Source organism: Maribacter sp. UH1, assembly GCF_056839145.1.
In genome coordinates this window covers 4,183,851-4,207,852 of record NZ_CM166387.1, presented here as the reverse complement: position 1 = coordinate 4,207,852, position 24,002 = coordinate 4,183,851, and the positions used below count along the sequence as shown (strand labels likewise).

Sequence of the window (24,002 nt, the reverse complement as noted above, 5' to 3'; positions counted from 1 at the left end):
ATTTACTCTGGGTGCATGAATTTTTGCTTCGCCAAAAGCACCTCTTCAGTTTCTACATGATCATCATCTGGCACACAACAATCTACAGGGCAAACCGCTGCACACTGCGGCTCTTCATGAAAGCCCATACATTCCGTACATTTATCCGGAGCTATGTAATAAACTTCATCACTAATAGGTTCTTGAACGTCATTTGCATCAACTTCCTTACCATCAGGCAAGACAACATTGCCATCTAAAGAAGTTCCATCAGCATATCTCCATTCATCTGCACCTTCATATATTGCCGTATTAGGACATTCTGGTTCACAAGCCCCACAATTTATACATTCATCTGTTATTATAATTGCCATAATTTCTTCTTCATTAATATGCCCAAAAAAGAACGGGCATGCTTATTTTTGCACAAAGGTAATTCCTACCGAATTAGTATACAAATATAATGGCCCATAGCAACCTTAGTATAGAAGCTTTTGTTAAACTTGGAAATTTTCTAAGAACATTTTGCGATTTAGTCACAACAAATACAATTTCTGACCATTTAAATGACAAATGGATCGAGCAGTTTAAAACCGAAGCGGAAAGAGCCCAACATTATAATGGGTGGTTTTCAGAAAAAAACTGTATTCATGCTTTTCAAGAATGGGGTAATGCTCTCACCGAAAAAAATATAGAGAACTGGCTTAAAAACTATGACCTAGAAACTAATGAAGAGAAAGTTGTAGCCCTAATTATGGCTGGCAATATACCGCTGGTAGGGTTTCACGACCTTCTGTGTGTATTGATTACAGGAAACAAAGCATTGGTGAAGCTATCTAGTAACGACCAGAAATTAATTCCTCTGCTTATTGACTATCTTATAGAAATTGAGCCCCGATTTAAAGACAGGGTTACGTTCACCAAAGAAAAGCTTGAAAACTACGATGCAGTAATCGCCACCGGAAGTAACAATACCGCAAGATACTTTGAATATTATTTTAGTAAAAAACCAAACATTATTCGTAAAAACAGAAACTCTGTTGCGGTACTTAATGGAAAGGAAACTCCTGAAGAACTTGAAGCCCTTGGTGAAGATATTTTTAGATATTTTGGATTAGGATGCAGAAGTGTCTCCAAAATTTACATTCCTAAAAATTACAAGGTAGATACATTTTTTGAGGCAATGTTTCCATATAGCGATATAATAAATCATAACAAATACGCTAACAATTACGACTATAACAAAGCCGTTTATTTAATGAGCGAGTTTAAAATCTTAGATAATGGTTTTCTCATTTTAAAAGAAGAAGAAAGTTTTGGCTCCCCTATTGCATCTCTATTCTACGAGTATTATGAAGATACCGATGCTTTGAAAGCAAGCCTAAAAAATCAAGAAGATAATATTCAATGTATAGTATCATCGGGCTTTATTGATAATGAAATTCCGTTCGGTAAAACACAGCAGCCTTCATTGAACGACTATGCCGATGGCATAGATACAGTTGATTTCTTGTTGAGAACATCCTTGAATTAAATAGGCATACTGCCCATAAATTCTTAAAAAATCCTGACATTTGCATCCTTAAATTACACACAAAATGAAAAAACATAATTTTAGCGCTGGTCCTTGTATATTACCAAAAGAAGTATTGTTAAAAGCTTCTGAAGCAGTTATGGACTTCAACGGCTCAGGACTTTCACTTATTGAAATTTCTCACAGAAGCAAAGATTTTGTTGCCGTAATGGAAAATGCAAGATCATTGGCCTTAGAGCTACTTGACTTAAAAGACAAAGGGTACAAAGCTCTTTTTCTTCAAGGTGGCGCAAGCTTAGAGTTTTTAATGACTGCATATAACTTGTTAGAATCAAAAGCTGGATACCTAAATACAGGTACCTGGAGCGACAAGGCAATTAAAGAAGCTAAATTGTTTGGGGAAGTTGTTGAAGTTGGATCATCTAAAGATGAAAATTTCAAATACATACCTAAAGGATATTCAGTACCTACTGGTTTAGACTACTTACATATTACATCAAATAACACCATATACGGGACACAGTTTAAAAAGTTTCCAAAAACGGACTGTCCACTAGTATGCGATATGAGTTCTGATATTTTTTCTAGAACCATGGATTTTTCTCAGTTCGATTTAATATATGCTGGAGCACAAAAAAATATGGGTCCTGCAGGGACAACGTTGGTCATTGTAAAAGAGGATATTTTAGGAAAAGTTTCTAGAAAAATTCCTTCTATGTTAGACTACCAAGTGCATATTGCAAAAGACAGTATGTTCAATACCCCACCGGTATTCGCGGTTTATACTTCCATGCTAACTTTAGAATGGTTAAAAAATCTTGGTGGTATTGCTGCTATTGAAGAGGTAAATGAGAAAAAAGCAAGATTGTTATATTCTGAAATAGACTTAAATCCGGTATTTGAAGGTTATGCCAACGTTGAAGACCGTTCTTTAATGAACGCAACATTCAATATTACAGATGAGGTTTTAAAATCTACATTTGACAACATGCTAAAAGAAGCAGGTATTAATGGTTTAAACGGGCACCGCTCAGTTGGTGGTTACAGGGCCAGCATGTATAACGCCCTTTCTTTAGAAAGTGTTGGCGTGTTAGTTGATGTAATGAGTGAAATGGAGCGAAAAGGATAATCGTTTTAAATGATTTTTTCAAACATCATTACATTCTGTTTTAAATTAAAATTTAGCAATACACTTTATGCTAAACACATAAAGTATTGCTTAAGAAAACATAGGTAAAATTTCGAGATCTATTAAAATGGTAAGCGCAAGCTAACCTAAGAATATAAAAATCTCGATTATCGAGTGAAACATATGAAGATATTAGCAAATGACGGTATTTCTCAAAACGGTATAGCCGCATTAGAGAAATCAGGATTTGAAGTTTTAACGACTACTGTTGCTCAAGAACAGTTAGCCAACTATTTAAACGAGCATAAAATTGATGCCTTACTGGTACGTAGTGCAACTAAGGTCAGAAAAGAATTAATTGACGCCTGCCCTACTTTAAAGTTAATTGGTAGAGGTGGCGTAGGCATGGATAATATTGATGTTGATTATGCTAAAGAAAAAGGTATTCATATCATCAATACACCAGCTGCTTCATCAGAATCTGTAGCAGAATTGGTATTTGCACATCTTTTTGGTGGTGCGCGTTTTTTATATGATGCTAACAGAAATATGCCTTTAGAAGGGGATAGCAACTTTAAAGGTCTTAAAAAATCATATTCAAAAGGTACCGAATTAAGAGGTAAGACCTTAGGTATTTTTGGCTTTGGAAACATTGGTCAGGCAACAGCAAAACTTGCCATTGGTGCAGGTATGAATGTTGTTTATTGCGACCCAGAAGTAGAACAAACCGATATTGAACTTTCCTTTTTTGATGGTCAGAAAGTGACATTCAATTTAAAGAATTCAACTAAAGAAGAATTACTAAAAAAGGCAGATTATATCTCGTTGCATATCCCAGGTCAAGACAATTATGTTTTAGGCAAATCAGAGTTCTCCCAAATGAAAAAAGGAGTTGGTATAGTAAATGCGGCCCGAGGCGGAGTATTGGACGAGGTTGCCCTAATTGAAGCTTTGGAAAACGGAACTGTAGCTTTTGCAGGTTTAGATGTTTATGAATCAGAACCAAAACCTGAAATCAAAATTTTAATGCATTCCAGCATTTCACTTTCACCACATATTGGTGCAGCAACGCTTGAAGCTCAAGAAAGAATCGGTTTAGAATTGGCAGAACAAATAATATCCTTACTAAAATAGGGTGCCCAATAGGCAATATTGTTGTCACTTTTTCGTATTTTACAACATAAACATTAAATTAACTTATTATAATGGCAGGATTATTAGATCTTTTAAATAGCCCAATGGGGCAACAATTAATTAGCGGAGTAGCAGGTCAGACAAATCAACCGGCAGATAAAACCGCAAATGTACTTAGTATGGCTATGCCATTAATATTAGGTGCAATGAAGAAAAACGTTTCTACACCAGAAGGCGCACAAGGTTTAATGAGTGCATTATCAAGTAATCATAACGGAGGAATTTTAGATAACCTAAGCGGTCTTTTTGGCGGTGGTGTTGACGATAGTGTAATGGCGGATGGTGCTGGTATTTTAGGTCACGTTTTTGGAGACAAGCAACCACAAGTAGAAAGTGCCCTAAGTGCTAAATCTGGCATAGACTCTGGATCAGTTGCTCAAATATTAAAAATAGCCGCTCCTATAGTTATGGGAATGATAGGTAAGCAAACTGCACAAAGCAATGTTAGTGACGGTACTGGTATGAATGCTCTTTTAGGTAGTATGCTAGGTGGGCAACCACAAGAAAACCAAAGCTTAATTACTTCTTTGTTAGATGCAGATGGTGACGGTAGTATTTTAGACGATGTTGCCGGTATGGTAATGGGCGGTAATAAAAGTAGTGGCGGAATTGGCGGTCTTTTAGGAGGTCTGTTCGGTAAATAAAACTTAAAGATTCTATTTATACAACCCGCTTGCAGCTGCAAGGGGGTTTTTTTGTATCTTATATTCTATGAAAAAGACATATTTGCTATTTCAACACTTGCTACTACTTACTTTGCTTATATCATTTATGATAAGTTGTGGTAGTACAAAAGAATCATTATCCATATCTAGTGATGAAGAACAGGCTTTTAAGCAAGTTCAAGGCGACACCATTACCATCTCAAGCGACAAAACAGCGTATGAAATAATTATTATAGAACCAGGTTTTAATGTCTGGTTAAATTCCGTTGCAAAACCTGAGGGGTATTATTCTCAAAATTTTCTTGAGAATAGGAATTACATTATGGTTTTAGAATGGAACAATAGAGTTATGCAGCCGGCTAGATTTGACCCCGATTTATATGAACTACAAATTAATTACGCTAACCAAATAGATTATGGATATGAAGTTAATTACAAACTATATAATTACTTCATCTATTTTCAAAGAAAATACAATCAACGTTTAGGTCCTTTTGTACCACGTATTTAAAAAGTATATTTGTGGCACTCAAAAGATGTCATGCAAAAATTAAAAGAGCGCTGGGGCGTTACCAGTAATTTTCAATTAACAGTTATTTTCATTGTATTTGCCATTACAGGATCATCTTCTGTCTTTGTGGCTAAACCTTTTTTAAATTTAATTGGCTTACAACAGGCTAATTTTCCTGATGCATGGTGGGGAACAACAATCTACTGGATATTGCGAATTCTTTTAATTTTTCCGTTTTATCAGATACTATTAGTAATATATGGCTGGTTATTTGGACAATTCAAATTCTTTTGGGCTTTTGAGAAAAAGATGCTAACTAGATTAGGCTTAGGATTTTTATTCTAAACAGTTTTGTTAGGTTTTCTTTAACATTCAGTTCTACTACTTTTAGTACTTTAGCGACGTGAAGAATTCAATATTTACATATATCTCTGTATTTATTTTGTTTTGCCTTATGCTAATTAAGGTGACTTCATTTCATGTGTATTCACATGATGACAATTCTATTGACACTATTGAGAATTGTAATATTTGTGATATGGCAATTCAGAATCAGAATTCTGAATTTACTTTTGTTGCCGTTTTGCTTTTTATCCTATTACCATTGATCTCTTTTAGTGGTAAAAGAATTTCACCTTTAGTTTTAGAGGCACCTTCATTTTATTTTAGGTATCCCACTTTCGGCAGACCTCCTCCTTCCCTATCGTAGCTAGTCTACACCCCATTAGATAAATTGGTTTCAATTTTTAAACCGATATATACTCGCGCTAAACTTATATAATGAAATATTATTTATATGTTTTCGTAATCTTCTGTAGTTCAATTATTTGCGCTCAAGATTGCAATTCAATATTATTAGGAGAAATAGTTGATTTCCATGACAACAGTACGTTGAGTGGAGCAACTATTAATATCACAGGTAAAAACCTTTCAACAGTTTCTAAAGAAAATGGGAAATTTACTTTTAAAAATTTGTGTGATGGGGTTTTAGAATTAGAAATATCACACCCAGAATGTACTACCAAATTTGTTACGATAACAATCAATGGCGATACTTTTTCCGAGATTAGGCTAGAACACCATTTAGAAGAATTAAGTGAGGTAAAAGTAGTTGGTGACGTTCCCAAAAGTACCAACTCTGCACAAGAGAATATTTTATCAGTAAAAGATATAGAACGAAATAGTGGAAATAGTCTAGGTGACGCTTTAAAGAAAATTGCTGGAGTATCAACATTAAATACCGGTGGTAATATCGTCAAACCTGTAATACAAGGCTTAAACGGTAGTAGAATCTTAATTCTTAACAATAACGTTCGCATGCAAGACATGGAATGGGGAGAAGAACATGCCCCAAATATTGATGTCAATGCTAACCAGAATATAAGTGTTATTAAAGGCGCTGCAGCAATTGAATACGGTGGTGATGCCATAGGCGGAGTAATAGTTCTAGAGCCGTTACCTGTTGTTAGAACCGACTCCTTGTTTGGTAAAACACAATTAAACCTATCGTCTAATGGTCGTGGTGGTAACGTCACATCTTCATTGACCAAATCGTACAAATCTGGACTATATATTAAAGCCCAAGGTTCATATAAGAAATTAGGAGATTTAGAAGCTCCAGATTACATACTTTCAAATACTGGTATTAACGAAAGCGGCTTATCACTAAATGTCGGAAAACGTGATTTTGAACAAGGTTGGGAAGGTTATTACTCATACTTTAATTCGGAGATCGGTATATTAAGAGCTTCACATATCGGTAATGTAGATGATCTTATAAACGCAATTAACAGTGATGTACCCAGTATAATCAATGACTTTACTTATGATATTACCCAACCCAACCAAGAAGTAACCCATCATTTAGGAAAACTTAGTTATTACCGAAGATTTGAAGGTTTTGGAAAATGGACCACACAATATGATTTTCAACAAAATAGAAGATTTGAATATGATATTCGTGTAGGTGACGATGCCGATAAAGCATCGTTGGATTTGAAACTAACAACACATTCTGTTTTAACCAATATAAAATTTGATGCAAAAGAAGGTTTTGACCTCAAAGTAGGTGCATTAGGCAGATATCAAACCAACTTTGCAAATCCTGATACTGGTGTAAGAAGACTAATCCCTGATTACGATAAATACGATTTTGGATTATTTGCAATTGGTAGCTATGAACTAAACACTGATTGGACGCTAGATGCAGGTGCTCGTTATGATTTTAGTAGAATAGATTCAAAGAAATTTTATAGAACTTCACGTTGGGAAGAACGTGGTTATGATGTGGATTTTGCAGATATAATTATTGAGGACTTAGGTACACAATTGCTTGTAAACCCGGTTTTTGACTACCATAATTTCTCTGGGACTGCAGGGTTTCATTATGAGATAAACGACAAAGATCATTTACGTTTTAATTATGCGTATTCGCAAAGAGCACCCAATCCATCAGAATTATTTAGTGATGGGTTACACCACTCTGCAGCACGTATAGAATTGGGTGATTTAAGAATTAAGAGCGAAACGTCATCTAAACTCTCCGCATCCTTAGAAAGAAATACCAGTACGTGGGGTTATACTTTATCTCCTTTTTTAAATAGTATTAAAGATTTTATACTTGTTGAACCAACAGGTGTAGAATTCACTATAAGAGGTGCTTTCCCCGTATGGTCTTATAGACAGACCGATGCCATTTTATTGGGAGTTGACGCATCATTATACAACAATTGGTCTTCTAAAATTAGAACAGACCATAAGTTTGCTTGGGTAAGAGGAACGGATACAGAAACAGACACACCGCTGATAAACATACCCGCTGCCAATTTTACAAATACTATTACATATACTAACCCTAAATGGAATAATTTTCTAGTAAGTCTAGAAAGTCAGTATGTATTCGAACAAATGAGATTTCCAGATAACATTGAGGTCTTTTCACCAGAACAGCAAGAAAATGTGATTTTGGATATCAATACACCTCCAGATGCTTATCATCTTATAACCCTAAATACCGAAGCATCATTTACCCTTAAAAACAAAAACGATTTAACTGTAGGTCTTAGTGTAAGTAACCTATTAAATACTAATTATCGTGATTATTTAAATCGCCAACGATATTTTGTAGACGACATGGGCAGAAATATAAGTCTGCGCCTAATTTTTAACTATTAATATTAATTCCTAACATTTTAAAACAAGTACAACTATGAAAAGAAACAAAACCTTAAAAACAGTTTTAGCTTTAAGTTTAATGGCTACGGTAATGACATCATGTTCTAGTGATGACGATACCCCAGAAGTAGTAAATGAAGAAGAAATTATTACAACAATGACGGTTACTTTAACTAGTGCTGATGGTACTGCAACACTACAATCTCAAGATTTGGATGGTGACGGACCAACTGCCCCAGTAGTTACAGCAGATAACTTAACTGCAAATACAACTTACACAGGTAGTATTGAATTATTGAACGAAACTGAAACTCCTGCTGAAGACATTACCGAAGAAGTAGAAGAAGAAGCTGACGAGCACCAGTTTTTCTTTGGACTAAGTGGTTCTTTAACAGAAGTAACCTATTCTGATGAAGATGGTGATGGAAATCCAGTAGGACTTGAATTTGAATTGACAACTGGTGATGCAGGTACAGGAACTGTAACTATTACATTACGTCATGAGCCAACAAAACCAAACGATGGTACATTGGCAGATGCTGGTGGTGAAACCGACATTGCTCAAACTTTTACTGTAACGGTAGAGTAAGGACGAACACAAATTTCTATAAAAAAAGCCTTTGAATTTATATTCAAAGGCTTTTTTTTATGTTTTCTATTCTTCTTCTAATTGATACCACTCAACATCTGTAAGTACTGCTCTCCTACCCACTTTTTTTGGTGGATAATTAGTTACTAAATAATTGATAATTACAGCTTCATTCTCTCCCAAATCCCACAAGTTTTGGGTTTCTTGCATCCATTTAATAGTCGATTTCCAACGTTCTTCGTTCATTCTGTTTTGAATGACCAATTTAGAAGAATGACAATTAGTACAATTCTGAATAGTTTCTATCATACCCGGTGCCTCTATAAATCCAGTATTTACATGAATTCCATTTTCTATTTTATCAAAGTCATCTTCAACAGGTATTTCAACAATTTCTATTTCTGGTTCGTTTCCTTTGAAAGCAGATAGACTAGGATCGTAAATAAAGTATATCAAAGCTAAACCTCCAATAGCCACAATAACAGTCGCTAATATGATCTTTTGATACAAACCTTGAAAATCGCGTTTCAATTTGTCATGATTCTGTTTTTTCATCTATGCGATTTTTACAGCTATTCTATGGCAAGCATTATTTAAGTAACCTTTGGGGTTCCAACCAGGTAATAACATTGGCTGGCTTACACCATTAGTATCCGTAGCTTTTGCCCAAACTTCATAATACCCTTCTTTAGGAAATGAGATTGCGGCAGAAAAATGCTGCCAAGCTAAACGGTTAGCAGGTTTTTCTAAATTACAAGATGACCAGGTAGCACCAAAATCTATAGAATATTCCATTTTCGCAACTTCAAGTTCACCTGCCCATGCATGACCTCTTATTTTCAGTTTCTTTCCTTTAGACAATGTTGCCCCAGATTTAGGGTAAGTAATTAAAGACTTGACCGGCATAGATTCTATAATGCACATATCTTCATCTGCTACCTTTTCACCCGGTGCCACCGGTTTACAAGGCACTCGATAAGCTGTACCTGTCATTTTAGTGCCATCATGAACTATATTTCTAATACTGATACGTTGCAACCATTTTCCAGAAACCGAAGCTGGCCAACCACCGGCAATTACCCGTAACGGATAACCGTGGGCTAATGGTATGTCCTCTCCGTTCATTTTAAAAGCCAATATAGTTTCATCTTGCAATGCCTTTGACATAGGAGCACCCCTAGAAATGGGTTCTTTGGTTGGGTCTCTACTCAAATGTACATCTGCAGCATGATACCCAAAGTAAACGGCATCGTCCTTTATACCTACATCTTCTAAAACATCGCGCAATCGTACACCAGTCCAACTGGCACAATACACAGCACCAATGGTCCATTGATTTCCCTTTGCAGGTGGATCAAATTCACTTCTACCATTACCACCACATTCAAGGGTTAATTGATAAGTGTAATGTTTAAATTTGGATTTAAGTTCTTTTAAGGAGTACGTTTTTTCCTGTTGAACGGATTCACCATCTATGGTAAGCGTCCAGTTTTCTACATCGATTTCCTCAGGAATGAGTCCGTTATTTCTAATAAATATAGATTTGTTCGGTGTTACTTTATCATCTAGGAGATGAGCTTGAGCCTCCATATTCCAAGGTTTATCGTTTAAAACGACCATTCCCTTGTCTTTATTGAATAATTTGAATGGATCAGAATCTTGCCAGGCTACAGGAGTATAACCAGCTGGCATAACATTTTTATAAACTATATCTACACCTAATAAGGCAGCTAGACCACCTAAACTAGATTTTTCAACAAAATTTCTTCTCTTCAAAACTCACGTGATTTGAGCTAAAGTTAAGATTTTTAATAAACTAAAAGTAAGTTTACACCTCTATTGTTTGCCCTTTTTTGGACGCCTTAAAAACGTATGTATATAACCACATAAGTGTAAATGATGGTATAACATCAAACCCTGGTATAATCTCTTCCAAGAAAGTAAATGCACCAGCTGCTTGACCTACCTTGCCTTTATACATTCTAGTCATAAGCCAACCTGCTAAGGGTGCCCAAACTATATCTGAAAATTCACCAACAAATGGTATAACGAAAGACAGCATACCTATACCGTCAAAAAGCAAACCCATAAAAAGTTGCTTGTATTTTTTATCTTTTAAAATTGACATATTGAAAAATTAGTTATTCTAACTAAAGAATGCAACAAAGATGCCAAATTTTAAAAATAAATAAAAGACGAGTTAAGGCCTATTAAGAAAGTTTTGCGCTTATCAATTTCAAGAATTCGTTTCTTGTTTCAATTTTCTCGAACTGACCTCTAAAGCCTGAAGTTGTAGTTACCGAGTTTTGTTTCTGAACGCCACGCATCATCATACACATGTGCGATGCTTCAATTACCACAGCAACACCCTTAGGTTTTAAAGTATTGTTGATACACTCTAAAATATCATGTGTTAGCCTTTCTTGCACTTGTAACCTTCTAGCGAAAACATCAACTACACGTGGTATTTTACTTAGCCCAACAATTTGTCCGTTAGGGATATATGCAATATGAGCCTTACCAAAGAATGGTAACATATGGTGCTCACATAACGAGTATAATTCAATATCTTTTATGATGACCATATCATCATAATCTTCTTTGAACATTGCCCCTTGTAAAATCTCTACAGCATCTTGCTGATACCCTTGTGTTAAAAACAACATGGCTTTAGCTGCACGTTCAGGTGTTTTAACCAAACCTTCCCTAGATACATCTTCACCTATTTCATCAATTATTGATGAATATCTGCTTTTAACTTCATCGGTAATTTCAAGATTGTATTCTTCTAAATTTTTATATGGGGACATAAATTTCTATTTGTGTTTAACCTAATTAAATTTAAGTTGAACAAATTTAATGATTTCTTTCATCATCAAACGTAAAAATATCATAAATAGTTCACATTGCAGTATTGCCATATCTAATCACCCTTTAACTATATTAAGATTAACTTAAAACGAATAACTATTTTTAGCATGCTCCTTTTTCATTAATTTTGAATTTTAATATAATTATACTTCTAACACCAACTTTCTCATGATAAAGGCTTCTAACATTCATAAATATTACGGAGAATTAGAAGTACTGAAAGGTGTTGACCTTCATATAAAGAAGGGAGAAATCGTTTCCATTGTTGGTGCTTCAGGAGCCGGTAAAACTACTTTATTACAAATTTTGGGAACCTTAGATGTACAGTCTAACCGAAAAGACAGTACCCTACTTATAAATAATATTGAAACTACAAATTTGAATGATAAAGATTTGGCAAAGTTCAGAAATGAACATATAGGTTTCATCTTTCAATTTCATCAGCTATTACCAGAATTTACGGCCATTGAAAATGTATGTTTACCTGCATTCATTAAAAAAACACCAAAGGCCGATGCTGAAGTAAGGGCAAAGGAACTTTTGGATTTCTTAGGATTATCGCATCGATATAATCATAAACCATCAGAACTATCTGGTGGAGAACAACAACGCGTTGCCGTTGCAAGAGCATTGATCAATAATCCGTCCATTATTTTTGCCGATGAGCCTAGTGGTAATTTGGATTCTGAAAGTGCCGACAATCTTCATAAACTATTCTTTGAATTAAGAGAAAAATTTGGACAAACGTTCGTTATCGTTACTCATAACAGCGAACTGGCAGAAATGGCCGATAGAAAATTAACTATGGTAGATGGTAAAATTGTTGACAAAGAAATCATTTTAGCATAAGCAAAACAGATGCTAGAAGAACTTTTATTATTTGCAAAGAATCCGATTTATGAACAGGATATCACTAATCCATTCGCTAATAAATTAAGAACATCTTTTAAGCTTTTGATTATAGCATTATGCACAAGCATTGTGCTTTTACTGATTGCTAGTGGAGTTGAAAATTTACTTCAACTTGAGATGGGCAAACATGCAATGGACGATTTGTTCGAGAACTATTCCCCTTTACTTATTTTCTTCTTAGCAGTAGTAGTGGCTCCTTTTTTTGAAGAATTACTTTTTAGAGGACCATTAATCTTTTTTAAAGATTCAAAATTTTTCAAATATGCTTTCTATGTATTCACTATCGCTTTTGGCTTCATGCACATTAGTAATTTTGAAATGAGCACACAAGTAGTATTGTTTTCACCATTATTGGTCGCACCACAAATAGGTGTTGGTTTTCTTTTAGGATTTATACGTGTTAAATTTGGACTGGTTTGGTCAATGGCACTGCATGCTTGCTACAACATGGTGCTCATAGTCCCCGTATTGATAATGCAAATTTTAGAAATACCCATTGAATGACAAAAAGTGAGTTAAAAGTATTTTTAGACGAAAAGGTTATTCAGTATAATAATCCTGAATTCTTAGAAACTGACCCTATACAAATCCCACATCTTTTTACATTAAAAGAGGACATTGAAATAAGTGCATTTTTAACGGCAACAATAGCTTGGGGTAACAGGAAGAGCATCATCAATAATTCGCATAAACTCATGGAAAGAATGGAGCAAAGTCCGTATGATTTTGTAATCAACCATACTGATGATAATCTAGAAAGTTTAGCTGGTTTTGTTCATAGAACTTTCAATGACATTGACCTTACCTACTTTATTCAGAGTCTAAAAAATATTTACAAAAACCATAACGGATTAGAAGGTGTTTTTACAACACATCAAACAAAGGATAGTCTACAGCCCACCATTTCAGAATTCAAGAAAATATTTTTTGAATTACCGTATGAGCAACGTACAACCAAACATGTTTCTGACCCATTAAGGGGTTCTGCAGCAAAAAGAATAAACATGTTTTTACGTTGGATGGTTAGAGATGCCACCACCAACGTAGATTTTGGAATCTGGAAACATATTGATCCCTCAAAATTATCTTGCCCATTAGATGTTCACTCTGGTAATGTAGCCAGAAAATTAGGTTTATTGAAACGAAAACAAAACGATGCAAAGGCACTAGCCGAGTTGGATAAAAATCTTAGAAAACTGGACCCATTAGATCCAGTTAAATATGATTTTGCTCTCTTTGGTTTAGGTGTATTTGAAAAGTTCTAGTTTATTGCCTCTTTTTCAAATCTTTTATCGGTCAGTGTTTTCATAAAAGCAATAATTGCCTTTGATTCTGAATTGGTAAGGTTCAAAGAATCTGGAGGCAAAGTTTGGTAAGGCACATCTAAGCCCATACCTTGACCACCGCCAACATTGTAAAATTCAACCACTTCCTCTAATGTTTTATACACCCCATTGTGCATATATGGTCCGGTTAAATCAACATTTCGTACGGTAGATGTTTTAAAGAAATGCTTCTTCTCCTCTACTTCGTAAGGATAGTACTGCCCCCAATCATCATCTAAAACAGGATTCTCAAAACTTGCGTTTTTTGGCACTCCAAGATTTTCAAATTCGCTCTCCATATATTTTGGTGGAACGGTACCGTTAAAAGCTGGTGGAAAATGACAAGTGGCACACGCAGCCTTGCCCATAAAAAGGTTAAAGCCTTTAACTTCTTCATCGGTCATAGTTTCTTCAATATTGTTCATATTTCGATCAAATTTAGAATCGAAAGGCGCTAAACTTCTTATGTAAGTTGCTATAGCGTTACGAACATTCATATCGGTAATTTTACCATCATAAAGCGAATCAAATTGAACTTTATACGCTGATTTTGCTTGAATTTTCTCTTCTAATTGATCTAAATCAATATGAAACTCATTTTCATTATTGGTAACACCAACAATTTGATCTTCAAGTCCGTCTGCCCTACCATCATAAAATAAAGAACGCTGGTAAACTGCATAGGTTAAGGTTGGTGAATTGCGTTGTAAATCTTGTCCGTTAATTCCCTTGGCTATTTTATGACCATCGGTAAATGCTTTCTCTTTTACATGGCAAGTGGCACAACTTATAGTACCGGATCCAGATAAATCTTTATCATTGAACAACTGTCTACCTAGTTCAATTCTTTCTTCAGTAATATCTGGTGCTCTTTGGGTAGAGAACATTTTCATGTTAAAAAAATTCTTGTCAAACAAACTAGTTACTTTGGGGTCTAGCGCCCGAGATTCACTCAATTCAATATTCCAATCTTGCGCGGTTTTAGCCACTAAGTCCAATTGATTATTAGTGTGTTGTTTTATGAAAGAATAACGATCAAAATCATCAAAATTTCCATTTTTAAGTACATCAATGGTAGCAGTAATTTCATCTTCCCATTGCGTATACAATTTTTTATTTGCAAAAGCCTCTTTGTAGATAGCTAAAACAATCTGTAAGGTTTCGTAGTTATAAATGGCTTCATTTAGGGAATTAGCCAACATAGGAGAGTCAAACCCAGTAATACCTTTTGTAGCGACATTTACAATAGCATCGCGAATCATTTTTAAATGATGCCTATCTCTTTGTGTGATGAGAATATGATTTTTACGTACAAATGGAATTCTAATTTTTAAATATTCTAAAACAGTATATACTTCTTTGTTTGTGAATCCTTCTTCAGCATACAACAACTCTTCTAAAACTTGAAAACTCTTCGGTTTAAGGATTTTAATATCTTGATGGTCATCAATTTCAACTTTTAGCAGATTAGGTGCGTTCATTGAAATATAATTTTCATAGTCATAGGCTATCAGCATTGGTTCTACTCTTTTATACCATTCTCTACTTTTAAGAAAAAGACTTTTATTCTTTAGCAGGGTATTAGAAGTATCTATTTGCTGCATATAATAAGAAGTACTATCCAATGCCATAAAATAATGTTCACGAATAGCATCGTTGAACATTGATGTATCATTAGAGTTAATAGCCAATAATGGTTTGGTTTCTTGATCCTTACAAGAAATAAAAAAACCAAAAAGAGCAACAACAATCCATTTATTATGCAGTATTCTCATGTTATATTTTAAAATTTATAAATAGAAAAAAGGTTCCCAGTTAAGGGAACCTTTATAATTGGTTAAATTATTTCATTTATCTAGGTAAGCCTGTCAATTTGAACAAAACAGAACCTTCTAACCTAGCACTACCTTCACTAATTGCAGTTGGATCAACAAACTTAAGTCCGTCAGCTCTTACTGCAGTATCAGGAGTTGTACTGAAATTCCATCCATGCACCTGAGCACCACCAATAAATGTTGGCTCAGAAGCACCGATAATATCAGTAACATCTATTAAACCTGTAATTTCCCACATACTATCAGTATTACCAATACCAACACTAGAAGCATAAGTTTGGTCACATTCCATCACCTCTACAAAATCACCAGTATTTAAGTCTAATTGCCATAGTTTAGCAAAACCTGAAATATCTGCATTCAAATCAGCATATCCATTTGGATCTTCTTGAACGTATGCATAGTTTTCTGTAACCAAAATATTATCAGGAGAATGCATACCGTCACCTTTACCACCTTCTAAATCACCGTCTACAACAACAGTTAATTTAGCAGGAGCTGTTGGGTCATCTGAATCAAGAACTAACTTGTAAACACGTCCAAAACCAGTACCTCTTAAGTTAAGATCTGGATTATCTCCACGAATTCTACCCGTTGCATTAAAATAAACTTCTCTTTGAGCTTCGGCTGTACCTCTTCTCCAATCGATATCTTCAATTCTCTGAAAACCAATAGCACCTAAATCAATTGCTTCTTGGTTTAACTCGTCAATTGTTCTTTCGGTAACTTCTACCCATTCAACATCATATTCAATATCTTGAGCCATTCCCATTTCAAATAACTGACCACCTTCACCAGGAGCAGACTCTACAGGATTTGTACCTCTTAATACATATAATTTACCTCCGTCAAGATCACCTCTTTGACCAACGTACATTCCAAAATGCGCTTGTGGATACGTATTATCACTATGATCATCTCCCATAAAAACCACAGTCTGTGATGTATATGCATCTTTACCAATAACAACAGCATTTTCAGTAGACCACTCTCCAAGCGCAGGAAGTCTTTCTACTTCTACTCTATCTTCTGTAGCTCTAAAAGGATTTACTTTGAATACACCTTTAGCGTTACCGCCCCATTCTCCACCAGAAAGAAAAAGAGGACCAAAACCATGCTCTTCAACAGTTATAGAAGAACCAGAACACATAGCTGTAAATGCTGTAGCAGTAGAGTTTACTATATAGTCACCTTGTAAAGGTTGTAATTCAGAATTTAACATTATTCTTGCAATAGAATAATCTGCTTCTAAGTTATTGATCAATGCGAAGTTACCGTCTTCAGCAGGGTAAAGTGCAGCACCATCCATATAAGATCCGTACACAAAAGTAGAATCAGATTCTAAAATATCTGCTGATGACATAATCATGTTTAATTCAGCAGAACCGCTAAATGCACCTTTTAATTCAAATAGCTCATTAGGCGTTACAGAGCTTGTTAACGGAATTGATTCCGCCAAAGTTAAATCTTGACCGTCGGCTCCATCAGCACCATCGGCTCCGTCAGCGCCATCTGCACCATCAACACCGTCTATACCGTTGGTACCATCAATTCCGTCTTCTCCATCACAGCTAATGACTGCAATTCCTAGACAAGAAAGAAACAATGCCTTAATTAGTAAATTTTTTGATTTTTTCATTATCAATATAGTTTTTAGGTTATAAGCGCAAAACTATAGAGACAACCTTTTAATAAGGTATTCTAAAAATTAGGAATAAATGAACTAAACTTTATGTTAAAGTTAACATGTAAACTTAACTTGAAATTGAGGTGATCAAATCTTGAACTAAAGTTTAAATTAAGTGTTAACTAATTAAATTACAGATATTTAAGGCACGATACCCATATCATCCAAAGATAATAATTGTTCTTTACCGCCTTCTAGAATTGATTTATAAATGGCTTCAACAATAATCATATCTCTTTTGCCCATTTCACCAGGAACTATGTTTTTGGTTCCCAATTGCACATGTTTAGCAAAATCGTCCATTTGTAAAGCTTGTTGTTTTTTAAATGGAAATTCTATAGTATTCCCGTTTGATGTTCGCCCACTTATTGGTCCATAACTATGAGCAGGATCAAGTTCAAACCAACCATCACTACCATGCACCTTCAATCTATTACCGTTTGCGTTGTGTGAGGTCATCATATGAGCAACCGCTCCATTGGCAAATTTGAATTGTGCAGTAATGGTCTCATCGGTATCTTTAAAATACTCTGGTCTTGTACTGAACTCTTGAGCAGAAACAGAAATAGGATTTTGTCCTGCACCATATATACTGGTTTGTATGGCATACACTCCCATATTCATTAAAGCACCACCTCCAGAAAGCGATTTATCTAAACGCCATTGATCTGGGTTACCATTAGATATATAACCGGCGTCAGAAGAAACAAAAAACACATCACCAAAAGTTTTCTCTTTTACATATTTCTTTACCTCATGGGTATATGGATCACTTTGCATTCTATAACCTACACCCAGCTTTACATCATTCTCTTTACAGGTATTTATTATTGCATCACATTCCTCTACGCTTACAGCCATTGGCTTTTCACATATAACATGCTTACCTGCTTTAGCTGCCCGAATACAGAAATCTGCATGCATACTATTTGGCAATACCACATAAATGATATCGATATCATCATTCTTAGCTATGGAATCAAAATTTTCGTAGTTATAGATATTCTTTTTTGGGATATTATATTTATTGGACCAAATGGCTTCTTTTTCTTTAGTTCCCGTTACAATACCAGCTAAATAACAATGTTCTGTTTCTAATAATGATGGTGCCAACTGGTAGGTACTATAACTGCCTAAACCTACTAAAGCAATACCCAACTTCTTATTATTTTGCCCAGTTGTAAAGCCTTTTGCTAATGGAATACTACCAAATAATGCAGTGCCTATAACTCCTTTCGTGGTCAGACTACTAAAAGAACGTCTTGTTAAATGTTTCATATGTTTATTTTATACCTAAGAAATTTAAATAAAAAACATTGAACTTCACGAATCATTTGATAATTTTTACATTAAGAATAATTCAGGTTTTAAAATAGCTTATTCTTTAAAATAATCAGTAAAAATGGTTAATCTGCATTTAAGTTTCAATCCAATTTAATAGAACTAAAAATTAAGCATTTATTCTTATTTTCGTTAGACAACAGAACCTTATCAAACCATGAGAAAATTACTACAACTATCAATTTGTTTGGCAACTATGTTTGCCATTGGTCAGTCTAGGGAATTACCCATAGATACCATAATTACCACACAGCATACAGCCACCATTAATGGATCAACTTTTTCGTACACAGCACAAACCGGTACGCAACCTGTATGGGATGAAAATGCAAAACCCATTGCCTCCTTACATTATACCTATTATACCAGAAATAATATTAAAGATTCAGCTGCAAGACCATTATTAATATCGTTTAATGGCGGACCGGGATCTGGTTCTGTTTGGATGCATCTAGCATACACAGGCCCAAAGGTTTTAAAAATTGATGATGAAGGCTACCCTGTACAACCTTATGGCGTGAGCGCAAATCCGTATTCAGTTTTAGATGTTGCAGATATAGTATATGTGAATCCTGTAAATACTGGATACAGCCGTACCGTACCTGCAAGCGGTAAAGAGGTGGACAGGGATAAGTTCTTCGGTATTAATGCAGACATCAAGTATTTAGCCGAATGGCTAAACACCTTTGTTACTAGAAATAACAAATGGCGTTCCCCTAAATACATTATTGGAGAGAGCTATGGCGGAACGCGTGTTATGGGACTTTCTTTAGCATTACAAAATCAGCAATGGATGTATTTAAATGGTGTTATTATGGTTTCTCCGGCAGATTACAAAGTTATCCGTAATTCAGGTCCTGTAGCTGAAGCAATCAATCTACCCTATTTTACCGCTGCAGCTTGGCATCATAAGGCTTTACCTCCAGCACTACAAAGTAAAGATTTACTGGAAATTTTACCGGAATCAGAAGCATATACCATAGATAAATTGATACCTGCATTAGCTAAAGGCGGATTCTTAGATACTACTGAAAAAGATGCTATTGCAGATAAAGTGGCTTACTATTCAGGATTGGACAAAAAAGACATTTTGGATCAAAATCTTGTGGTACCAACCTCTTTCTTCTGGAAAAATTTATTAAAAGAAAAAGGTGGTTACACTGTAGGACGATTAGATTCTAGATATTTAGGGATCGATAAGCAACTTGCAGGTATGAAACCAGATTACAATTCTGAATTGACTTCTTGGTTACATAGTTTTACACCGGCAATAAACTATTATCTGCAAGAGGAATTGAACTTTAAAACCGATGTAAAATACAACCTTTTTGGTCCTGTTCACCCCTGGAACAATGAAAACGATAATACTAGAGATAATCTAAGACAAGCAATGGCACAAAATCCTTATTTGAACGTTATGATCCAATCGGGCTATTATGATGGTGCCACAACGTATTTCAATGCCAAATATACCATGTGGCAAGTAGACCCAAGCGGTCGTATGAAAGACAGATTTAGCTTTAAAGGATACCGATCAGGGCATATGATGTATTTGAGAAGAGAAGATTTAAAAAACGCAAATGATGATATTCGCGAATTTATTAAGCGCACAATCGCTACAGAAAGAAGCGCTAAATATTAAAAGTATTAGAAAATTATTTTTCTAGAACAGTAGTAGACATTCCCAATACAAGCAATGAATTTATTTTCGTTGTTTCTGTTGGGAATTTCTTTTGATATCCAGTATCGGCAGACTTAATTGCATTTCTAAACAATTCTTCTCTTTTACGCTGCTTTCTCTTTTTAAAAATATCAATAGTGACCCCAACGGTAACACCTCCTAGAACAGTAGCTAGAAGATCTTCATTGCTCCATCCGCCATATTGGTTTTGATCAATACCTTCCTTTGCCAAACCTATAAGCAAACTACCGCCAACGGCACCAACAAACGTCCAAGTTCTATCCCCATCAGAAATTTCATTTGCAATGCCAGCACCAACTAATCCGTATAAATTCCCGCCTAAAAAGTGCAGCACCTTATCTTGCTTGATCTGACTATAAGTACCATTAATGGAAAACAATAAAAAAAGAATAGCTAGTATTTTTTTCATACCGTGCAAAGATAAAGATTCTACAAGATGAACAATGTTATAATAGTGGTACAAATAAAGGCTTGTTTCTTTATGCTTATTATTTATATTATCTTAGAAAATTAAAAAGCTTATGGATTTAAAGAATTTTATCAAAAGCCTGTCGATAGTACATTTATTACTATTGGGCGTATTAGTCGTTATCACTATTTGGGTAATTTATAAAGTCAATTCATTTAACTCTAACACTACAATTGAGGGTATGTTGCTTTATGTAGTGCCACTTTTTGCCATGGTCGGTTATTTTGGAAGTCAGTGGATTTTAAAAAAAATGATTTCCAGTATTCAAATAGAAAGCAGTTTAGAGGATAAATTAAGAAAATATAAATCTGCCTTACAACTTAAATATACTCTTATAGAAATACCTGCATTTATTGGTCTTTTTGCATATAACAATTCTGGTAATGCACTACCATTGGTCATATCAATCTGTTTAATAGCTTACTTAGCAGTACAGCGACCTAATAAAGGTAATATCATAAAAAGTGTTCCGCTTACAAGTGATGAACAAGCAAAAATTGAAAAAGCATAAACAACTAAAATGAAAAAAGTAAATGTATTAATTATATCATGTATGCTATCATTATTAGGGTTAACTACAATACATGCACAAGACTGGGCAGATTTAAATCATTTTAAAGAAGCCAATTCAACTGTTCCAGAATTACAGGACAATGAAAATCGTATTGTATTTATGGGTAACTCCATTACCATAGGATGGTTAAATAACAGGCCAGATTTTTTTGAAGGCAAACCATATATTAACAGAGGTATTAGCGGGCAAACAACTCCTCAAATGCTTATCCGTTTTAGACAAGATGTTATTAATCTGAATCCGAAAGTGGTGACCATACTAGCGGGCACCAATGATATAGCCGGTAATACAGGTCCGTCAACCTTAGAGATGATTATGGATAATATAAAAGGGATGGCAGAACTTGCCCATGCTAACGGCATAAAAGTTATTTTGTCCTCTACCCTACCAGCTTATGATTACCCGTGGAAACCAGGTGTAGAACCATCAGGAAAAATAATTGCTTTAAACAAAATGATAAAAGAATATGCCAAAACTAATGGTCATATTTATTTAGATTATTTCTCGGCAATGGTAGATGAAAGAAATGGTCTGCCAAAAAAATACGCTGAAGATGAAGTACACCCAACAGTTGAAGGCTATAAGGTTATGGAGCCCTTAGTGGAAGCTGCTATTGCAGAAGCTTTGAAAAAATAAGATATACCAAAGTATTTGAATGTATATCCTAGCTATTCATACTAGTTAAGATTTGATTATTTTTGAAAAAATTTGATTACTATAAAATGAAAAAAACACTATTCCTATTGGTCGCTACGGCCATTTCATGTAACTCTTCTCAAAAAACCGTTAAAGATGTCGCTGCGGAAGCGTCAACGGCAGCATCAGAAATTACGTTTGCAGAATCTATTACAGAAACAGAATTAAAAGACCATCTGTACATTTACGCGTCAGATGAGTTTGAAGGTAGAGAAACCGGACAACCAGGTCAGAAAAAAGCAATTGAGTACATAAAAGCTGAATATGAGAAATTAGGTATTCCTGCTGCTAAAACAGATGGAAACTATTTTCAAGAAGTACCATTAGAAATCAGTAAACTTCCTAAAGGAAAACTTAGCGTCAACGGAACAGATTTTCCAATTGGTGAGCATGTTTTGACTTTTACCGCTGCAAATAACACTGCAGATGAAATAGTGTATGTTGGTTATGGCATTGAAGATGAAACCTACTCTAGTTACAATGATATAGATGTTAGTGGAAAAATCGTTTTATTAAAATCTGGCGAGCCTAAAAATGCAGATGGAAATTTTACCATTTCTGGAACCACTGAAGCTTCGATATGGAGTAACATGTCAGAATCAATCACAAAGAGAATACAGATCGCAGTTGACAAGGGCGCTATTGGTGTGCTGTATTATGATACTGATAATTTTAGCAGATTTAAACGCAGATTTGAATCTATGAAACAAAACAACAGTGGCAGAATGGAAGTCGTTGACAATAACGCACCTGAATTCTATAGTTTGTTTATTGATCAAGAGCTTGCTAAAAGTTTGCTTTCAAATATAGAAACTGATAACGAAACCAAAGTACTTTCTAAAAAGCTTGATTTAAATTTTGAAAGTTCTAATGATAAAATAGGATCCGAAAATGTAGCAGCGATGATTAAAGGTTCAGAAAAACCAGATGAGTATTTGGTAATTTCATCTCACCTAGATCATATTGGTATTACCGGTGACGGAGAAATCAATAATGGTGCAGATGATGATGGATCTGGTACCGTTGCTCTTTTAGAAATAGCCGAAGCCTTCAAGAAAGCTGCAGATGCAGGTGTGGGTCCTAAAAGGTCTATACTATTCTTACATGTTACAGGTGAAGAAAAAGGATTATTAGGCTCACAATATTACACAGATGTAGACCCTATTGTTCCACTTGCTAATACCGTCGCCAATTTAAATATTGATATGATTGGTAGAATAGACCCCGAACGTGAAGGAGACCGTAACTATATCTATTTAATAGGCTCTGATAAATTAAGTTTAGAGTTGCATAATCTATCTGAGGAGGTGAATAAAAAGTTTATGAATATAGAACTTGATTATACATATAACGACGAGAATGATCCTAACCGTTTTTATTACAGAAGTGACCACTATAACTTTGCTAAAAACAATATTCCTATTATATTTTATTTCAACGGTACACATGCAGATTACCATAAGCCAAGTGATACACCAGATAAAATAAACTATGATTTACTTGAAAATAGAAGTAGATTGGTTTTTTACACTGCTTGGGAAATAGCCAATAGAGCGCAAAAATTGAAAGTAGATTAAATATAGACAATGTTATTCTAAAGAGCCTAGTAATGTTTACTAGGCTCTTTTTTTTATGCTATAAATTTGATAATCAATATTATAAAACAAAAAAGTCTTGGAAATAAATCCAAGACTTTTTATCTGCTTTAGGGTGGAAGACCGGGTTCGAACCGGCGACCCTCGGTACCACAAACCGATGCTCTAACCAGCTGAGCTACAACCACCATTTGTAAGCGAGTGCAAAGATAATTTTTTT

Annotated in this window: 25 protein-coding genes and 1 tRNA gene; 16 read left to right on the top strand and 10 right to left on the bottom strand. The window is 34.9% G+C overall.

Features of this window, described 5'->3' with window-relative positions; all coding sequences use genetic code 11:
* Positions 1-2: 2 nt before the first annotated feature.
* Positions 3-353, bottom strand: a complete 351-nt coding sequence (locus UH1x_RS18175) for a 4Fe-4S dicluster domain-containing protein (protein ID WP_405415008.1) — start codon at positions 351-353, stop codon at positions 3-5.
* A gap of 89 nt (positions 354-442) precedes the next feature.
* On the opposite strand from UH1x_RS18175, the gene UH1x_RS18170 reads away from it, so the two are divergent.
* From UH1x_RS18170 to UH1x_RS18130, 9 genes are all read left to right on the top strand, one after another.
* Positions 443-1,513, top strand: a complete 1,071-nt coding sequence (locus tag UH1x_RS18170; RefSeq protein WP_482623362.1) for an acyl-CoA reductase — start codon at positions 443-445, stop codon at positions 1,511-1,513.
* A gap of 64 nt (positions 1,514-1,577) precedes the next feature.
* Complete coding sequence (serC, locus tag UH1x_RS18165; RefSeq protein WP_482623361.1) at positions 1,578-2,642, top strand: 3-phosphoserine/phosphohydroxythreonine transaminase; 1,065 nt, start codon at positions 1,578-1,580, stop codon at positions 2,640-2,642.
* A 183-nt stretch (positions 2,643-2,825) separates the two neighbouring features.
* Positions 2,826-3,776: a D-2-hydroxyacid dehydrogenase gene (locus tag UH1x_RS18160; protein ID WP_482623360.1), complete on the top strand. Its 951-nt coding sequence runs from the start codon at positions 2,826-2,828 to the stop codon at positions 3,774-3,776.
* Between the two features lie 71 nt (positions 3,777-3,847).
* Positions 3,848-4,480, top strand: a complete 633-nt coding sequence (locus UH1x_RS18155; RefSeq protein ID WP_482623359.1) for a DUF937 domain-containing protein — start codon at positions 3,848-3,850, stop codon at positions 4,478-4,480.
* A 67-nt stretch (positions 4,481-4,547) separates the two neighbouring features.
* The gene (locus UH1x_RS18150; protein ID WP_482623358.1) at positions 4,548-5,012 is read left to right on the top strand and encodes a DUF6146 family protein; all 465 of its coding nucleotides are present in this window, start codon (positions 4,548-4,550) and stop codon (positions 5,010-5,012) included.
* Between the two features lie 30 nt (positions 5,013-5,042).
* On the top strand, positions 5,043-5,357 hold the full coding sequence (locus tag UH1x_RS18145) for a DUF6787 family protein (RefSeq protein ID WP_482623357.1): 315 nt from the start codon (positions 5,043-5,045) through the stop codon (positions 5,355-5,357).
* 58 nt (positions 5,358-5,415) lie between these two features.
* Positions 5,416-5,721 (top strand): DUF2645 family protein, encoded by a 306-nt coding sequence (locus UH1x_RS18140; protein WP_482623356.1) that lies wholly within the window; start codon positions 5,416-5,418, stop codon positions 5,719-5,721.
* A 71-nt stretch (positions 5,722-5,792) separates the two neighbouring features.
* Positions 5,793-8,186, top strand: a complete 2,394-nt coding sequence (locus UH1x_RS18135; RefSeq protein ID WP_482623355.1) for a TonB-dependent receptor — start codon at positions 5,793-5,795, stop codon at positions 8,184-8,186.
* A gap of 34 nt (positions 8,187-8,220) precedes the next feature.
* Positions 8,221-8,775 carry a type 1 periplasmic binding fold superfamily protein gene (locus tag UH1x_RS18130; protein WP_482623354.1) on the top strand — a complete coding sequence of 185 codons (555 nt, stop codon included), beginning with the start codon at positions 8,221-8,223 and terminating at the stop codon, positions 8,773-8,775.
* Positions 8,776-8,841: 66 nt separating this feature from the next.
* Here the strand turns inward: UH1x_RS18130 and UH1x_RS18125 are convergent, their stop codons facing one another.
* The 4 genes from UH1x_RS18125 to folE all read right to left on the bottom strand — a co-directional run bounded on the left by UH1x_RS18125 (position 8,842) and on the right by folE (position 11,585).
* Positions 8,842-9,330 carry a monoheme cytochrome C gene (locus UH1x_RS18125; RefSeq protein WP_482623353.1) on the bottom strand — a complete coding sequence of 163 codons (489 nt, stop codon included), beginning with the start codon at positions 9,328-9,330 and terminating at the stop codon, positions 8,842-8,844.
* Positions 9,331-10,551 (bottom strand): sulfite oxidase, encoded by a 1,221-nt coding sequence (locus UH1x_RS18120; protein WP_482623352.1) that lies wholly within the window; start codon positions 10,549-10,551, stop codon positions 9,331-9,333. It lies immediately after the preceding gene.
* Between the two features lie 52 nt (positions 10,552-10,603).
* Positions 10,604-10,903 (bottom strand): hypothetical protein, encoded by a 300-nt coding sequence (locus UH1x_RS18115; RefSeq protein WP_036154141.1) that lies wholly within the window; start codon positions 10,901-10,903, stop codon positions 10,604-10,606.
* Between the two features lie 82 nt (positions 10,904-10,985).
* Complete coding sequence (gene folE / locus UH1x_RS18110) at positions 10,986-11,585, bottom strand: GTP cyclohydrolase I FolE (protein WP_036154140.1); 600 nt, start codon at positions 11,583-11,585, stop codon at positions 10,986-10,988.
* 229 nt (positions 11,586-11,814) lie between these two features.
* Here folE and UH1x_RS18105 point away from each other — a divergent pair, with 229 nt between their 5' ends.
* Genes UH1x_RS18105 through UH1x_RS18095 form a run of 3 tightly spaced genes read left to right on the top strand, consistent with a single transcriptional unit; the run spans position 11,815 to position 13,823 of the window.
* Complete coding sequence (locus UH1x_RS18105) at positions 11,815-12,495, top strand: ABC transporter ATP-binding protein (protein WP_036154139.1); 681 nt, start codon at positions 11,815-11,817, stop codon at positions 12,493-12,495.
* Positions 12,496-12,504: 9 nt separating this feature from the next.
* Positions 12,505-13,062 (top strand): CPBP family intramembrane glutamic endopeptidase, encoded by a 558-nt coding sequence (locus tag UH1x_RS18100; RefSeq protein ID WP_482623351.1) that lies wholly within the window; start codon positions 12,505-12,507, stop codon positions 13,060-13,062.
* Entirely contained in the window at positions 13,059-13,823 is a 765-nt protein-coding gene (locus UH1x_RS18095; RefSeq protein WP_482623350.1) for a TIGR02757 family protein, read from the top strand. The genes UH1x_RS18100 and UH1x_RS18095 overlap by 4 nt, the downstream gene beginning before the upstream one ends.
* Here UH1x_RS18095 and UH1x_RS18090 read toward each other — a convergent pair.
* The 3 genes from UH1x_RS18090 to UH1x_RS18080 form a co-directional block, all read right to left on the bottom strand.
* Positions 13,820-15,658 (bottom strand): cytochrome-c peroxidase, encoded by a 1,839-nt coding sequence (locus UH1x_RS18090; RefSeq protein ID WP_482623349.1) that lies wholly within the window; start codon positions 15,656-15,658, stop codon positions 13,820-13,822. The genes UH1x_RS18095 and UH1x_RS18090 overlap by 4 nt on opposite strands.
* A gap of 76 nt (positions 15,659-15,734) precedes the next feature.
* Complete coding sequence (locus tag UH1x_RS18085; protein WP_482623348.1) at positions 15,735-17,357, bottom strand: alkaline phosphatase PhoX; 1,623 nt, start codon at positions 17,355-17,357, stop codon at positions 15,735-15,737.
* A 189-nt stretch (positions 17,358-17,546) separates the two neighbouring features.
* On the bottom strand, positions 17,547-18,683 hold the full coding sequence (locus UH1x_RS18080) for a Gfo/Idh/MocA family protein (protein WP_482623347.1): 1,137 nt from the start codon (positions 18,681-18,683) through the stop codon (positions 17,547-17,549).
* Between the two features lie 220 nt (positions 18,684-18,903).
* Here UH1x_RS18080 and UH1x_RS18075 point away from each other — a divergent pair, with 220 nt between their 5' ends.
* Positions 18,904-20,388, top strand: a complete 1,485-nt coding sequence (locus UH1x_RS18075) for a S10 family peptidase (RefSeq protein ID WP_482623346.1) — start codon at positions 18,904-18,906, stop codon at positions 20,386-20,388.
* A 13-nt stretch (positions 20,389-20,401) separates the two neighbouring features.
* Here UH1x_RS18075 and UH1x_RS18070 read toward each other — a convergent pair whose 3' ends face one another.
* The gene (locus tag UH1x_RS18070) at positions 20,402-20,857 is read right to left on the bottom strand and encodes a hypothetical protein (RefSeq protein ID WP_482623345.1); all 456 of its coding nucleotides are present in this window, start codon (positions 20,855-20,857) and stop codon (positions 20,402-20,404) included.
* Positions 20,858-20,969: 112 nt separating this feature from the next.
* Between UH1x_RS18070 and UH1x_RS18065 the strand changes: the two genes are divergently transcribed.
* The 3 genes from UH1x_RS18065 to UH1x_RS18055 all read left to right on the top strand — a co-directional run bounded on the left by UH1x_RS18065 (position 20,970) and on the right by UH1x_RS18055 (position 23,764).
* Positions 20,970-21,428, top strand: a complete 459-nt coding sequence (locus UH1x_RS18065; RefSeq protein ID WP_482623344.1) for a hypothetical protein — start codon at positions 20,970-20,972, stop codon at positions 21,426-21,428.
* A 9-nt stretch (positions 21,429-21,437) separates the two neighbouring features.
* A complete protein-coding gene (locus UH1x_RS18060) occupies positions 21,438-22,127 on the top strand; it encodes an SGNH/GDSL hydrolase family protein (protein WP_482623343.1) in 690 nt (229 codons plus the stop codon).
* Between the two features lie 86 nt (positions 22,128-22,213).
* Positions 22,214-23,764: a M28 family peptidase gene (locus tag UH1x_RS18055; RefSeq protein WP_482623342.1), complete on the top strand. Its 1,551-nt coding sequence runs from the start codon at positions 22,214-22,216 to the stop codon at positions 23,762-23,764.
* Between the two features lie 131 nt (positions 23,765-23,895).
* Here the strand turns inward: UH1x_RS18055 and UH1x_RS18050 are convergent.
* Positions 23,896-23,971 (bottom strand) — tRNA-His (locus UH1x_RS18050).
* Positions 23,972-24,002 lie beyond the last annotated feature (31 nt).